Origin of the sequence: Cellulosimicrobium cellulans, assembly GCF_007679345.1 — a bacterium.
In the GTDB taxonomy this organism is placed as follows: Bacteria; Actinomycetota; Actinomycetes; order Actinomycetales; family Cellulomonadaceae; genus Cellulomonas; species Cellulomonas cellulans_A.
Genome location: NZ_VEGH01000006.1, coordinates 1 through 13,451, shown reverse-complemented (window position 1 = coordinate 13,451; position 13,451 = coordinate 1). Strand labels below are relative to the sequence as shown.

At 75.3% G+C, this 13,451-nt stretch carries 10 protein-coding genes; 7 read left to right on the top strand and 3 right to left on the bottom strand.

The genetic code is table 11. The features are described 5' to 3' along the window. Positions 1–21: 21 nt before the first annotated feature. On the top strand, positions 22–1,515 hold the full coding sequence (cycA, locus tag FS882_RS09290) for a D-serine/D-alanine/glycine transporter (RefSeq protein ID WP_158372797.1): 1,494 nt from the start codon (positions 22–24) through the stop codon (positions 1,513–1,515). A 180-nt stretch (positions 1,516–1,695) separates the two neighbouring features. Here cycA and FS882_RS09285 read toward each other — a convergent pair whose 3' ends face one another. Then, positions 1,696–2,973: an MFS transporter gene (locus FS882_RS09285; RefSeq protein ID WP_187365236.1), complete on the bottom strand. Its 1,278-nt coding sequence runs from the start codon at positions 2,971–2,973 to the stop codon at positions 1,696–1,698. A 238-nt stretch (positions 2,974–3,211) separates the two neighbouring features. Between FS882_RS09285 and metG the strand changes: the two genes are divergently transcribed. The 6 genes from metG to FS882_RS09255 all read left to right on the top strand — a co-directional run bounded on the left by metG (position 3,212) and on the right by FS882_RS09255 (position 10,961). Continuing rightward, on the top strand, positions 3,212–5,005 hold the full coding sequence (metG, locus tag FS882_RS09280) for a methionine--tRNA ligase (RefSeq protein WP_158372795.1): 1,794 nt from the start codon (positions 3,212–3,214) through the stop codon (positions 5,003–5,005). Between the two features lies 1 nt (position 5,006). Beyond that, positions 5,007–5,999 (top strand): TatD family hydrolase, encoded by a 993-nt coding sequence (locus FS882_RS09275; protein ID WP_158372794.1) that lies wholly within the window; start codon positions 5,007–5,009, stop codon positions 5,997–5,999. 151 nt (positions 6,000–6,150) lie between these two features. Next, a complete protein-coding gene (locus FS882_RS09270; RefSeq protein ID WP_316043631.1) occupies positions 6,151–7,371 on the top strand; it encodes a ubiquitin-like domain-containing protein in 1,221 nt (406 codons plus the stop codon). Positions 7,372–7,672: 301 nt separating this feature from the next. Beyond that, the gene (locus tag FS882_RS09265; RefSeq protein WP_262348181.1) at positions 7,673–8,932 is read left to right on the top strand and encodes a resuscitation-promoting factor; all 1,260 of its coding nucleotides are present in this window, start codon (positions 7,673–7,675) and stop codon (positions 8,930–8,932) included. Between the two features lie 36 nt (positions 8,933–8,968). Then, positions 8,969–9,940, top strand: coding sequence for a ribosomal RNA small subunit methyltransferase A (locus tag FS882_RS09260; protein ID WP_158372792.1), 972 nt, complete (start codon positions 8,969–8,971; stop codon positions 9,938–9,940). A gap of 76 nt (positions 9,941–10,016) precedes the next feature. Further along, positions 10,017–10,961, top strand: coding sequence for a 4-(cytidine 5'-diphospho)-2-C-methyl-D-erythritol kinase (locus FS882_RS09255; RefSeq protein ID WP_158372791.1), 945 nt, complete (start codon positions 10,017–10,019; stop codon positions 10,959–10,961). On the opposite strand, the gene FS882_RS09250 is transcribed toward FS882_RS09255, so the two are convergent. Both FS882_RS09250 and FS882_RS09245 read right to left on the bottom strand, forming a co-directional pair. Next, entirely contained in the window at positions 10,958–11,467 is a 510-nt protein-coding gene (locus FS882_RS09250) for a GNAT family N-acetyltransferase (RefSeq protein WP_158372790.1), read from the bottom strand. The two genes, FS882_RS09255 and FS882_RS09250, sit on opposite strands and share 4 nt — an antisense overlap. Next, positions 11,464–13,071, bottom strand: a complete 1,608-nt coding sequence (locus FS882_RS09245) for an alpha/beta fold hydrolase (protein ID WP_158372789.1) — start codon at positions 13,069–13,071, stop codon at positions 11,464–11,466. The genes FS882_RS09250 and FS882_RS09245 overlap by 4 nt, the downstream gene beginning before the upstream one ends. Positions 13,072–13,451: the final 380 nt, after the last annotated feature.

Genomic DNA, 13,451 nt, shown 5'->3' with positions numbered 1-13,451 from the left:
CCCCGACCCGGAAGGACGCCCGTGCCCGAGCCCACCGCACCGGCCGCCGCCGACGCCGCACCGCACGCCCCCGAGGACCACCTCCAGCGCGGCCTCAGCAACCGGCACATCCAGCTCATCGCGATCGGCGGCGCCATCGGCACCGGCCTGTTCCTGGGCTCCGGCCGCACGATCTCCCTGGCCGGCCCATCCGTCCTGCTGGTCTACGCGGTCATCGGCTTCATGCTGTTCTTCGTCATGCGCGCCATGGGCGAGATGCTGCTGTCGAACCTGGAGTACAAGTCGTTCCGCGACATGGCGGCCGACGTCCTGGGGCCGTGGGCCGGCTTCCTGACCGGCTGGACGTACTGGTTCTGCTGGATCGTCACGGGCATCGCCGACGTGGTCGCGGTGTCCGGGTACGTGGCGTTCTGGGCGCCCGACCTACCGCGCTGGCTGCCCGCGCTGGCCCTCGTCGTGCTGCTGCTCGCGCTCAACCTGGTCGCGGTCCGGCTGTTCGGCGAGCTCGAGTTCTGGTTCGCGATCGTCAAGATCGTCGCGATCGTCGGGCTGATCGCGGTCGGCGTCGTGCTGATCTCGATCGGCTTCAAGGGCGCCGACGGCGTCACCGCGTCGCTGAGCCACCTGTACGCCGACGGCGGGTTCTTCCCGCACGGGTTCACCGGGTTCCTCGCGGGGTTCCAGATCGCGATCTTCGCGTTCGTCGGCATCGAGCTGGTCGGCACCACCGCGGCCGAGACCCGCGACCCCGCCCGCACGCTGCCCCGCGCGATCAACGCCATCCCCGTGCGGGTGCTGCTGTTCTACCTGGGCGCGCTCGTCGTGATCATGGCGGTGACCCCGTGGCGGAGCATCGACCCGGGCGAGAGCCCGTTCGTGGCGATGTTCGCGCTCGCCGGGCTGCCGGCCGCGGCGGGCGTCATCAACCTCGTCGTGCTCACCTCGGCCGCGTCGTCGGCGAACAGCGGCATCTTCTCGACCTCGCGGATGCTCTACGGCCTGGCGGAGGACCGGGAGGCGCCGCGCCCGTTCGGGCGGCTGTCGGCCCGGCACGTCCCCGCCCGCGGCCTCGCGTTCTCCTGCGCGTGCCTGCTGCCGGGCGTCGTCCTGCTGTACGCGGGGCGCTCCGTGATCGAGGCGTTCACGCTGGTGACGACCGTCGCCACGCTGCTGTTCATCGTCGTGTGGACCGTCATCCTCGTCTCTTACCTGGTGTACCGGCGCCGCTCCCCCGAGCTGCACGCCGCGTCGTCGTTCCCGATGCCCGGCGGCCGGGTCATGTGCGGCGTGGTGCTGGCGTTCTTCGCGGCGATGGTGGTCGTGCTGGCGCTGGACCCCGACACGAGGGCGGCGCTGCTGGTGATGCCGGTGTGGTTCGGGGTGCTCGCCGTCGCGTGGGTCGTGCTGCGGCGCCGCGGGGTCGGCGCGCGCCCGGCCCGGTCGGCCACGGCGGACGACGCCACCGACGCCGCCCGCGGCGAGACCGGTCGCGAGCCCGCCCGCGCGGCTCACTAGCGATCAGCGCGTCGCCCCACGCCACTGAGCCGAGTTCGTCCTGGACTCGGCCGCGAGGCGTCACCCGTAGTCGACGTCGGCGGGACGACATCGCAGGTCTCGGGTACGCAGGAGTGGAGGCGTGCGTGCAGGTGCGCGGTTCGCGTGAGGGGGCCTGAGAAGCGCACTGTGCGGATCGGGTCAGGTCGCCTCCGCCGTCGTGGGCAGGACCCGCCACGACCGGATCGGCGAGCAGAGAACGGGGACCACCGCGAGGACCGCGAGCGCCCCCCAGGCGTAGAGCGCCACGCTCGCGGACGTGCGGTCGGCCAGCAGTCCGCCGGCCAGAGCCGCGAGCGGCATCGACCCGAGCGTGACGAACTGCGTGTTCGACATGACGCGCCCCAGCAGGTCCTGCGGTGTCACGCGCGGGATGATCCCGGCCTGGGCGACAGACGCGCAGATCACCGAGAAGGACCAGCCGAAGGTGGCGACGGCCACGCCGACGACCGGTGGGATCCCGAGTGCGGGCGACGCCGGCAGCACCACGACCGCAGAGGCGCCGAGAGCGCACGAGGCGACGAAGGTCCCGGCGATCCCCGCTCGCCGCACCACCGGCACTGCCACGACCGAGGCCAGGAACCCACCGAGGGCACCCACGGCCTGCGTGGCCACCAGCGTGGCGGCGCACACGCCGAGCTCGTTCAGCGCGAACACCGCCTCCGCACCGGCGCCGAACATCGCCGCCGAGTTCAGCGTCGCGGTCGCGAGCACGACCGCCCGAACCACCCGGTGTCGTGCCACGAACCCGAGCCCCTGGCGCACCTCACGTCCGAACGCCCCTCGCCCTCGAGGCACGGGGCCACCGTCCCGCGGTGGTTCCGGCACGCGACGAAGCGCGAGGGCGGAGCACACGTAGGAGGTCGAGGCGACCACCATCGACAGCGGTGCGCTGAGCACGCGCAGGACGACCGACGTCAGCACCGGTGAGAGGATCGAGATCCCGGTGCCGACGGACTGCCGACGGGCATACGCCTCGGTCACCTGGTCGCGACCGACGATCGCAGGGAGCACGGCTGCAGAGCTGTTCGTGAAGAAGACGTCTGCGACTCCGACGGCGGCCGCGACCGCGAGCACCGCGCCGACGGTGAGCCGGTCCACCGCGTAGAGCAGGGGGACGGCGAGCACCACGCAGGCCCGCATCATCGCGGACCACACCATCACGCGGGTCCGGCACCGCCGATCGATCCACGCGCCGACGGGCACGGAGATCAGCAGGAACGCCACGAGGGAGGCGGCGTTGATCGCTCCCGCCGCCGTCGCCCCGGCGCCGAGTGTCGAGACAGCGAGAATCGGCAGCACCCCCTTCACCACGCTGTCGCTGACGGCCTCCGCGGCGGTCGAACCGAGGAACCACCGGAACGGCGGGTGCCGGAGCGGTCCGGGCTCCGCGGGGGCGCTCTGCGCGTCGTCGGGCACGAGTTCGACAATAGCAAGACAATTGCTCGTGACAATGCACTGAAATGTCCGCGATGCCCTTGTATGTCTCCTTGGCGCAGGCTCGGACCTGCGAATTTGTCCGCTATGCGACTGCTGTAGCGCCCGATATATGCCTGCGGTCGTGGAAGCAGCCCGGGTGCTATTGGCCGCCCTGCGCGACGCCCCGCGGCCACAACCGAGTCGGTCACCGCCCGCGCGGCTCACTAGGATCGACGCCATGTCCCGCATCCTCAGCGCAGTCGCCTGGCCCTACGCCAACGGCCCGCGCCACATCGGCCACGTCGCCGGCTTCGGCGTCCCCTCCGACGTGTTCAGCCGCTACATGCGCATGGCGGGGCACGACGTCCTCATGGTGTCCGGCACCGACGAGCACGGGACGCCGATCCTCGTGCAGGCCGAGCAGGAGGGCGTCACGCCCCAGGAGCTCGCCGACCGGTACAACCGCGTCATCGTCGAGGACCTCACCCAGCTCGGCCTGTCGTACGACCTGTTCACCCGCACCACGACCCGCAACCACTACGCGGTCGTGCAGGAGATGTTCCGCACGGTGCACAAGAACGGGTACATGGTCGAGCGGACGACCATGAACGCGATCAGCCCGTCGACCGGCCGCACGCTGCCGGACCGGTACATCGAGGGCACCTGCCCGATCTGCGGCTACGACGGCGCCCGCGGCGACCAGTGCGACAACTGCGGCAACCAGCTCGACGCGATCGACCTGAAGAACCCGCGCAGCCGCATCAACGGCGAGACGCCGAAGTTCGTCGAGTCGAACCACTTCTTCCTGGACCTGCCGGCGTTCGTCGACGCGCTCGGCGACTGGCTGCGCACCCGGACCGAGTGGCGGCCGAACGTCCTGAAGTTCTCCCTGAACCTGCTGGACGACGTGCGCCCGCGCGCCATGTCCCGGGACATCGACTGGGGCATCCCGATCCCGCTCGAGGGCTGGGAGGACAACCCGTCCAAGCGGCTCTACGTGTGGTTCGACGCGGTGATCGGCTACCTGTCCGCGTCGATCGAGTGGGCGCGCCGCTCGGGCGACCCCGAGGCGTGGCGGCAGTTCTGGACCGATCCCGAGTCGCTGTCCTACTACTTCATGGGCAAGGACAACATCACCTTCCACTCGCAGATCTGGCCGGCCGAGCTGCTCGGCTACGCCGGGGGCGGGTCGAAGGGCGGCGAGCCGGGCGTCTACGGGAAGCTCAACCTGCCGACCGAGGTCGTGTCGTCCGAGTTCCTCACGATGGAGGGCAAGCAGTTCTCCTCGTCGCGCGGGGTCGTGATCTACGTCCGCGACATGCTGAGCCGGTACCAGCCGGACGCGCTGCGCTACTACATCTCCACCGCGGGCCCGGAGAGCCAGGACGCCGACTTCACCTGGGCCGACTTCAAGCGCCGCACCAACGACGAGCTGGTCGCGGGCTGGGGCAACCTGGTGAACCGCACGGCGAGCATGATCCACAAGAACGTCGGGTCGATCCCCGAGCCGGGCCCGCGCACCACCCGCGACGAGGACCTGCTCGCGACCACCACGACCGCGTTCGGCCGGGTCGGCGAGCTCATCGGCACGCACCGGCACCGCGCGGCGATCGGCGAGGCGATGCGGGTGGTCCAGGAGGCCAACCGGTACATCTCCGAGACCGAGCCGTGGAAGCTGAAGAACGACCCGGAGCGCCTGGGCACCGTGCTGCACACCGCGGCGCAGGCCGTGAGCGACTGCAACACCCTGCTGTCGCCGTTCCTGCCGCACTCGGCGCAGGCGGTGCACGAGGCCCTGGGCGGCACCGGCACGTTCTCGCCGCTCCCCCGGATCGACGAGGTCACCGACCTCGACGACGCGTCGCGGCACTACCCGGTCATCACCGGCGACTACCGCCTCGGCGAGACCGTCCCCGCGTGGCGGCCGCGCGCCGTGGTGCCGGGCACGCCGGTCGGCAAGCCGACGCCGGTGTTCACCAAGCTCGACGACGACGTGGTCGAGACCGAGCTCGACCGCCTGCGCCAGGGCTGAGGTGGGGCGCAGCCGCAACCGGCCCACGGGCTGGGCCCCGTCGCCCGAGCCGCTGCCGGTGCCGGTGGTCGACGACCACACGCACCTGGAGTCGGTGCTCGGGGTGCGCGCGGAGGCGGGGACCGACGCGGGCGACGAGCCCGCGCCGGCCTCCCTGGACGACCACCTGGACCGGGCGGCGGCCGTCGGCGTGCCGCGGATGGTGCAGGTCGGCTGCGACCTGGACGCGGTGGCGTGGACGGACGCGGTGCTGTGCGTCGACGGGGACCCGGACGCAGACCCGGCGACCGCCCCGGTCCCTCTGCGGCCCGGCCGGCGGGCGCTGCTCGGCGCCGTCGCGATCCACCCGAACGAGGCCGTGCTGCACGCCGGGGTGCACGAGGTCGCCCCCGACGGCCTGGAGCCCGACCCGCAGCCGCGGCACGACGCGTCGCTCGACGAGGCCCTGGCCCGGGTGGCCGCGGTCGCCCGGGCGAACGACCGGGTCCGCGCGATCGGCGAGACCGGCCTCGACTTCTTCCGCGCCGGGCCGCGCGGCCGCCAGGTGCAGCGCGAGGCGTTCCGGGCGCACGTGGCGCTGGCCAAGGAGCTCGGCCTCGCGCTGCAGATCCACGACCGCGACGCCCACGACGACGTCGTGGACGTGCTGCTCCGCGACGGCGCCCCCGAGCGGACGGTGTTCCACTGCTTCTCGGGCGGCCCCGCGCTCGCCGAGGTCTGCGCCGAGCACGGCTGGTTCGCGTCGTTCGCCGGCCCGGTCACCTACGGCGCCAACGACGACCTGCGCGCGGCGGTGCGGGCGCTACCCCTCGACCTCCTGCTCGTCGAGACGGACGCGCCGTACCTGACCGCGCACCCGCTGCGCGGCCGACCGAACGCCCCGTACCTGGTCCCGCACACGGTCCGGCGCCTGGCGGCGGAGCGCGACCTCGACCTCGCCGAGGCGTGCGCGGCGCTGGCGGCGACCTCGGAGCGCGTGTACGGCACCTGGTGACCGCGCCCGCGACCCGCAGCACACCCCCGCCCGGAGGGGTGATCGCGCGGATCGCGGGTTCCCCTCCGGGTCACGGATCGGTTACGGTCGGAGCGCTGTACCGGCGCGGGTCCCTCCCCTCGCGCCGACCCGACCTGCTGGAGCCCCCCGCGTGCCTGCGCCCGAGACCCCCGTGCCCGCCGTGCCGTCGAGCCCGACGCACCGCACCGCCCGCCGCTCCCGCCTGCTCCGGCACGGCGCCCAGGCCCTGGCGCTGGCGCTCGTCGCGGGCGCGACGACGGCGTTCGTCGGCCTGCACAAGACCGTGACCGTCGAGGTGGACGGCGCCGCCGTCGAGGTGAGCGCGTTCGGCCGCACGGTCGGCCAGGTGCTCGCCGCCGGCGACATCGAGGTGGGCGACCGCGACCTGGTGGCCCCCGGCCTCGGCGAGCCGGTCCGGGACGGCGCGCAGATCGTCGTCCGGCACGGCCGGGAGCTCGACGTCCAGGTCGACGGCGAGGACCGCACGGTCTGGACGACGGCGCTGACCGTCGGCGAGGCGGTCGAGGGCCTGGGCCTGCGCGGCGACGAGACGCTGCTGTCCGCGTCCCGCTCCGCCGGCCTCGAGCGCGGCGACGTGCTGCGGGTGTCCACCCAGAAGACCGTCCACCTGGCCGTCGACGGCCAGGTGATCGATGGTCTGACCAGCGGCGGGACCGTCCGGGACGCTCTGCGGGACATCGGCCTGGTGCTCAACGAGGGCGACCGGGTGTCCGTCCCGCTCGACGCGACCGCGACCGACGGCCTCGTCGTCCTGGTGACCCGGGCGGCCACCGCCGGGGAGACGGTCACCGAGGCGGTGCCGTTCGAGGAGCAGGAGGTCGAGGACCCCACGCTCGCGAAGGGCACCCGCAAGGTCGAGACCACGGGCCGCGCCGGCGTCCGGACCACGACGTACAGCACCGCGACCGTCGGCGGCGCGGTGGTCGACCGCCAGGTGGTGGCGTCCGCCGTCACCGTGGAGCCCGTGACCCAGGTCGTCAAGGTCGGCACCATGGAGGTCGCCGCGGGCGTCGACATCTCCGTCTCCCCGGGCAGCTCGCAGGAGATCGGCAAGCAGCTCGCCGCGGAGCGCGGCTGGGGCGACGACCAGTTCGGCTGCCTGCTGCAGCTCTGGAACAAGGAGAGCGGCTGGCGGGTCGACGCGGCCAACTCCTCCTCGGGCGCCTACGGCATCCCGCAGGCGCTGCCGGGCTCCAAGATGGCGAGCGTCGCCGCCGACTGGCGCACCAACCCGGCGACCCAGATCACCTGGGGCCTGAACTACATCGCCGGCCGGTACTCGACGCCGTGCGGCGCCTGGTCGTCGTTCCAGGCCAAGGGCTGGTACTGACCCCCTCCCGCCCCCGGCGGTGACCTGCGGGGCCGCGCCCTGCACTTGGCACATGGTCACGAATGGGTTACGGTCGCGTGTCGCTCGTGACAGACCGGGGCCCTCCCCCCGCGAGCGCACCCGTGCAGCAGCACCGCACGGGGCATGACCGCCGGATCGGGGATCCGGGACCGCCGGGTGCAGCACCTCCCTCCAGGTGCCGCCGCAGCCGCGGGGCCGTCAGGCCCGGGCACCGGCGGGCGACGCCCGCGCGCGCCGCGCCCCGCCCCCCGTGCCCGGGACCGCCGTCGTCTGGAACCACGTGACCTCCCTCCTCCGCCGCGCCCGCGCGCGCCTCGCCGCCACGCCCGCAGCCCTCCGCACCCGCGTCGTCCACAACACCGACCCCGGGTCCGCCGGCACCGAGCCCGACGGCGCGCGCCGGTCGCGCCGGGGCCGCGTGCGCCTCATCGGCACCGCGACCGCCGTGGTCGTGCTCGCCACCGGTGGCGTCGCCGTCGCGGATGCCCACAAGACCGTGACCCTCGACGTCGACGGGGTCACCACGACCGTGTCGACGTTCTCCGGCAGCGTCGACGGCCTGCTGGCCGAGCAGAAGCTCGAGCTCGGCGACCGCGACACCGTCAGCCCCTCCGGGGCGCTGGCCGACGGCGTCGACGTCGTCGTGCGGCACGCCCACCAGGTGACCATCAACGCCGACGGCGCGGAGCAGACGGTCTGGACGACCGCCCTCACCGCCGACGAGGCGCTGACCATGCTCGCGGCCCGCGGCGACGACGTCCGGCTGGTCGCGTCCCGCTCGGCCGCCGGCGGCCGCCCCGACCTGTCGCTCGACCTCACGCTCGACGGCGCCGCCGCCGTGGTGGTCGACGGGACGACCCTGACGGTCCCCGACGGCAGCACGACCGTCGCCGACGCGCTCGACGCCCTGGGCGTCACGCTCCAGCCGCTCGACCGGGTCAGCGTGCAGCGCGCCGGCGGGACGATCACCGTCGTGGTGAACCGCGTCGTGATCCAGGACGTGACCACCACGCACGAGGTGCCGTTCAACGCGGTCGAGCAGAACGACGCGTCGCTGTACGTGGGCGACTCCAAGGTCACCACCGCCGGCGTCGCCGGCGTGCGGACCGTCGTCGAGCGCGTGACCACCGTCGACGGCGTGGAGACCGGCCGCGAGCCGCTGTCCGACGCCGTCACCCAGGCGCCGGTCGACCAGGTGACCAACATCGGCACCAAGAAGAAGCCGGTCGTCACCACCCCCAAGGCGTCCTCGTCGGCACCCGCGTCCGCGGGCACCCCGGCGGTCGGCGGCGGCGACGCGGCCGGTCTGAACTGGGCGGCGCTGGCCGCGTGCGAGTCGGGCGGCAACCCGTCCATCGTCTCGGCCTCCGGCAAGTACCACGGGCTGTACCAGTTCTCCGTCGCGACCTGGAACGCCGTCGGCGGCACCGGGCTGCCCTCGCAGGCCTCGGCCGACGAGCAGACCGCCCGCGCGCAGATGCTGTACAGCCGCTCCGGCGCCGGCCAGTGGCCGGTCTGCGGGTCGCGGCTGTTCGGCTGACGCCGCAGCCGCGGGTGGCCCGGTAGGCTCGCCCGCATGTCTTCCAGCAACGGCCCCGTCGCACCCGCGGCGGGGCCGTTGCTCGGTCCCGCCGAGATCCGCGCGCTCGCCGAGCGCGCCGGCATCCGCCCGACCAAGACGCTCGGGCAGAACTTCGTGCTCGACGGCGGGACGGTCCGCAAGATCGTGCGGCAGGCCGACGTGGTCGCCGGCGAGCGGGTCGTCGAGGTCGGGCCCGGCCTCGGCTCGCTGACGCTCGGCCTCCTCGAGGCCGGCGCCGACGTGGTCGCGGTCGAGATCGACCCGGTGCTGGCGGGCCTGCTGCCGGAGACCGTGCGCCGGCACGTGCCGGGCGCGGTGGTCGACACGGTGGACCTGCCGGACGTCGCGGTGCCGGCGGCCGGGGCGGGGGCCGGCACCGACCCCGGGCCCCCGGCGCACCCCGCGCTCACGGTGGTGCGCGGCGACGCGCTCGACGTGCGCGCGCTGCCCGGCCGCGCCCCCACCGCGCTGGTCGCGAACCTGCCCTACAACGTCTCCGTGCCGGTGCTGCTCACCTTCCTCGAGCACTTCCCGACGCTCGAACGGGTGCTCGTCATGGTGCAGGCCGAGGTGGCCGACCGCGTCGCCGCCCCGCCCGGCAGCCGCACGTACGGCGTGCCGTCGGTGAAGGCCGCCTGGTACGCGTCCGCCCGCCGCACCGCCACCGTCGGCCGGTCGGTGTTCTGGCCCGTGCCGAACGTCGACTCCGCGCTGGTCCGCCTGGACCGCCGGGAGCCGCCCGCCACCACCGCGACCCGCGAGCAGGTGTTCGCCGTCGTGGACGCCGCGTTCGCCCAGCGGCGCAAGATGCTGCGCTCCGCCCTGGCGACGCTCGCCGGCGGCGCCGAGGCGGCCACGCGCGCGATCACCGCGGCCGGGGTCGACCCGCAGGCCCGCGGCGAGGCGCTGGACGTGACCGCCTTCGCCCGGGTCGCCGAGCGGCTGCACGCCCCCGCGGGGGGCTGACCTCGCCGGACGTCGCCCGCGGGCGGGCCCGCCCCGGGACGCGCCGGACACGCCGGGACCTGGCACAGTGGTCCCCGTGACCGACCTGCGCCTCGCCCCCCGCACCGGCCGTGAGGTCCGCGTCCGGGCACCCGGCAAGGTGAACCTGTCGCTCCGCGTCGGCCCGCGCCGCCCCGACGGCTACCACCCGCTCGCCACCGTGTTCCAGGCCGTGTCGGTGTACGAGGACGTCGTGGCGTCCGCGTCGGAGGACCTGCGCGTCACCGTCTCCGGCCCCCAGGCCGAGCGGGTCCCGACCGACGCCAGCAACCTCGCGCTCCGCGCCGCTCGCGCCCTCGCCGCCCGCACCGGCGTCGACGAGGGGGTGCACCTGCACCTGCACAAGGGCGTGCCGGTCGCCGGCGGCATGGCGGGCGGGTCCGCCGACGCCGCCGCCGCGCTGCTCGCCTGCGACGCGTTCTGGGGCACCGCCCTGAGCCGCGAGGAGCTGCACGAGGTGGCCGCCGAGCTCGGCTCCGACGTGCCGTTCCTGCTCATGGGCCAGACCGCCGTCGGCTCCGGCCGGGGCGACCTGCTCACCGCCGCGCTCAGCCGCGGCGAGTACCACTGGGCGTTCGGGGTCCGGGACGAGGGGCTGTCCACCCCGCGGGTCTACGAGGAGTTCGACCAGCTCGCCGCCGGGCGCGACGGCCTGGAGACGGACGGGGACGTGGCGCTGCTCCAGGCGCTGCGCGCCGGCGACGCCCCCGCGCTCGGGGCGCTGCTGCACAACGACCTGCAGGACGCCGCCGTCGAGCTCGCGCCCGGGCTGGTCGAGACCCTGGCCGTCGCCGAGGACGCCGGCGCGCTCGGCGTCGTCGTCTCCGGTTCCGGCCCCACCGTGGCCGCGCTGGCGCGCAGCCGGCAGCACGCGCTGGTGATCGCGGCCGCGATGACCGCCGCGGGCGTCGCGGACGCCGTGCTCACCGCATCCGGCCCGGTGCCCGGCGCCCGGCTGGTCGCGGGGTCGGACGTCCTCTAGGCCCCCGGGCCCGTACCGGGGTCGTCGGCCGGGGCCGCGTGCGCCGCGTCACCGTCCGGAGGCGCGAGGCGCCGCAGGTGCAGCAGGGGGTACGGCCTCCCGTCGCCGTCCAGCGGCGAGCGGCCCACCTCGACGAAGCCGCGCCGGTCGTAGAACGCCCGGGCACCCGGGTTCTGCTCGTTGACGTCGAGGTCCACCACGGCCCGGCCCGCCGTCGCGTGCCGCAGCAGCGCCGAGCCGATCCCGCTGCCGTGCACCTCGGGGTCGACGAACAGCATCTCGACCCGGGCGCCGTCCACCGCGACGAACCCCGCCACGCGACCCTGCCGCTCGGCGACGGTCACCGTCAGGGTCGGGAGGCCGGCACGGACGACGACCTCGTAGCGGTCGACGTCCCCCGGCGCGAGGAAGGCATGCGTCGCGAGCACGGCCCGTCGCCACACGGCCACGAGCGCGGCCGCGTCGGCCGGGTCCGCCGGGCGCAGGACGGGCTCACCCACGCTCATGCCAGGTCCACGTAGACGTCCAGCCCGCCGACCTCGGCGAAGCCGGACCGGGCGTAGAGCCGCGCGGCGCCGTCGATGTCCGGCTCGGTGTGGGCGAGACGCGCGCCCGCGTCCACCGCTCCCGCCAGCAGCCACGAGACGACGGCCCCCGCCACGCCGCGTCGCCGGGCCGCGGGCACCACCCCCACGCCGCCCAGGCCCACGGCCGGACCGGCCTCGCCGTCCGACCGCACGACGTACGCGGTGCCCACGGGCGCCCCGTCCCGCTCGGCCAGCGCGACCGTCACCGCCGACGACCGCACCATCGGGTCCAGCCAGGCGCGCGAGGCGGCCGCGTCGCCGCCGAAGGCCGCGAGGTCCACCGCCAGCACCGCGTCCAGGTCGGCGGCGGTCGCCCGGCGCACCCGCAGACCGTGCACCGGCGGCCCGGTCACGAGAGCGCTCGCGTCGAGCAGCATGAGCCGCTTGCGGAACAGGTGCCGCCCGTGGGGCCAGGCCGCCCCCGCCGGCACCCGCACGCCCCACGGCACGCCGCGCCGCGCGTACCAGTCGCGGACGGCCCCGAGGTCCACCCGGTCCGGGTCCGTGACGTCGCCGTTGTTCCACTGCGGGCGCCCGAGCCCGCTCGCCATCAGCCGGATGCCCGGCAGGTCCGCGACCGCGCCGCCCCGGCTCTCGCGGATGCGCCCGTGCACCTGCCAGGTCTCGGCGTGGGCGGAGCGCGCGAGCGCGTCCCGGTCGGGTGCGCTCAACGCCGCGTCGAGCACCAGGTCCGGCCGGTCCCAGAGCAGCGAGCCGCCCGCGCCGGGCACCACCCGCCGCTCTGCGCCGGGTACGCGAGCGGTCAGCGTGCGCGCGCGGTCCGGCGAGTGCCCGCGGTCGTGCTCCCCGACCAGCACCGTCGTCGGCACCGCCACGGCCGACAGGTCGACCTGCCAGGGGCGCATCGCCAGGATCGTGTCCTGCACGTAGGCCGCGCCCGCCCCGGCGAAGCCCTCGGCGAGCGCCGCCCGCCAGCGCGCGCGGAACGCGGGGCGCTCGTAGACCTCCCGGTCGACCGCGGCGGCGCCGTCCAGCACCATCGCCTCCATCGCGGCCGGCCCCAGCCGCCCGAGGACGGTCCGCGCGGCCTCGGGGTCGGCCAGCACGAGGCCGGCCAGCTCGCGCGCGTGCGGCGGCAGGAGCGGCTCCACGACCGGGTGCGCGACCTCGTCCGCCGGCGAGACGAGCACCAGCCGGGACGCGGCGCCGGCGGCGGCGAGCGCGAGCCCGAACAGCGCCCCCTGCGAGCTCGCGACCACCGGGAGCGGGACGGGATGACCGACCGCCGCGGCGAACGCGGCGTAGTCCCGTGCGGTCGACGCCGCCGTGCGGGCCGGGTCCGGGGTCGAGCCGCCCATCCCGGGGCGGTCCACCGTGATCAGCCGGACGCCCCGCGGCCCCAGGAGGTCGTCGCCGAAACCCATGGCCGAGCCGGTGGCCGCGCCCGCGACGAGCAGCACCGGCCGCCCGTCCGCGGGTCCCCGCGTGCGTCCCGTCAGCACCCGGCCGTCCGGCAGGGTCACCGCGTGCCGCTCGGGCACTCCGGGCGAGGTGGTGGTCATGGGGTCCGGCTCCTTCCGCCTCGCCGGAGGCTAGCGGCGCCGCGACCCGCCGCGCCCGCTGATATCCGCGTGCGCTCCCCCGGTCCGAGCCGCACGCGTCGCGTCGGAGCCGCACCCGCACGACCCCGTCGGAGCCGCACGCCCCCATCGGAGCCGCGCGTTCCGTCGGAGCCGCACGCCCCCATCGGAGCCGCGCGTTCCGTCGGAGCCGCACGCCCCGTCGGAGCCACGCACCCCGTCGGATTCCACGCACCCCGGTCGGAGTCCACGCACCCCCGTCGGAGTCCACGACGCCTCGAGACGCGCGCGACACGGCCGCTGGTCCCGGGGCGCCGTGTCAGTACGGCGGGGGGTCGTCGGGAAGGTCCGGCGGGGGTGGG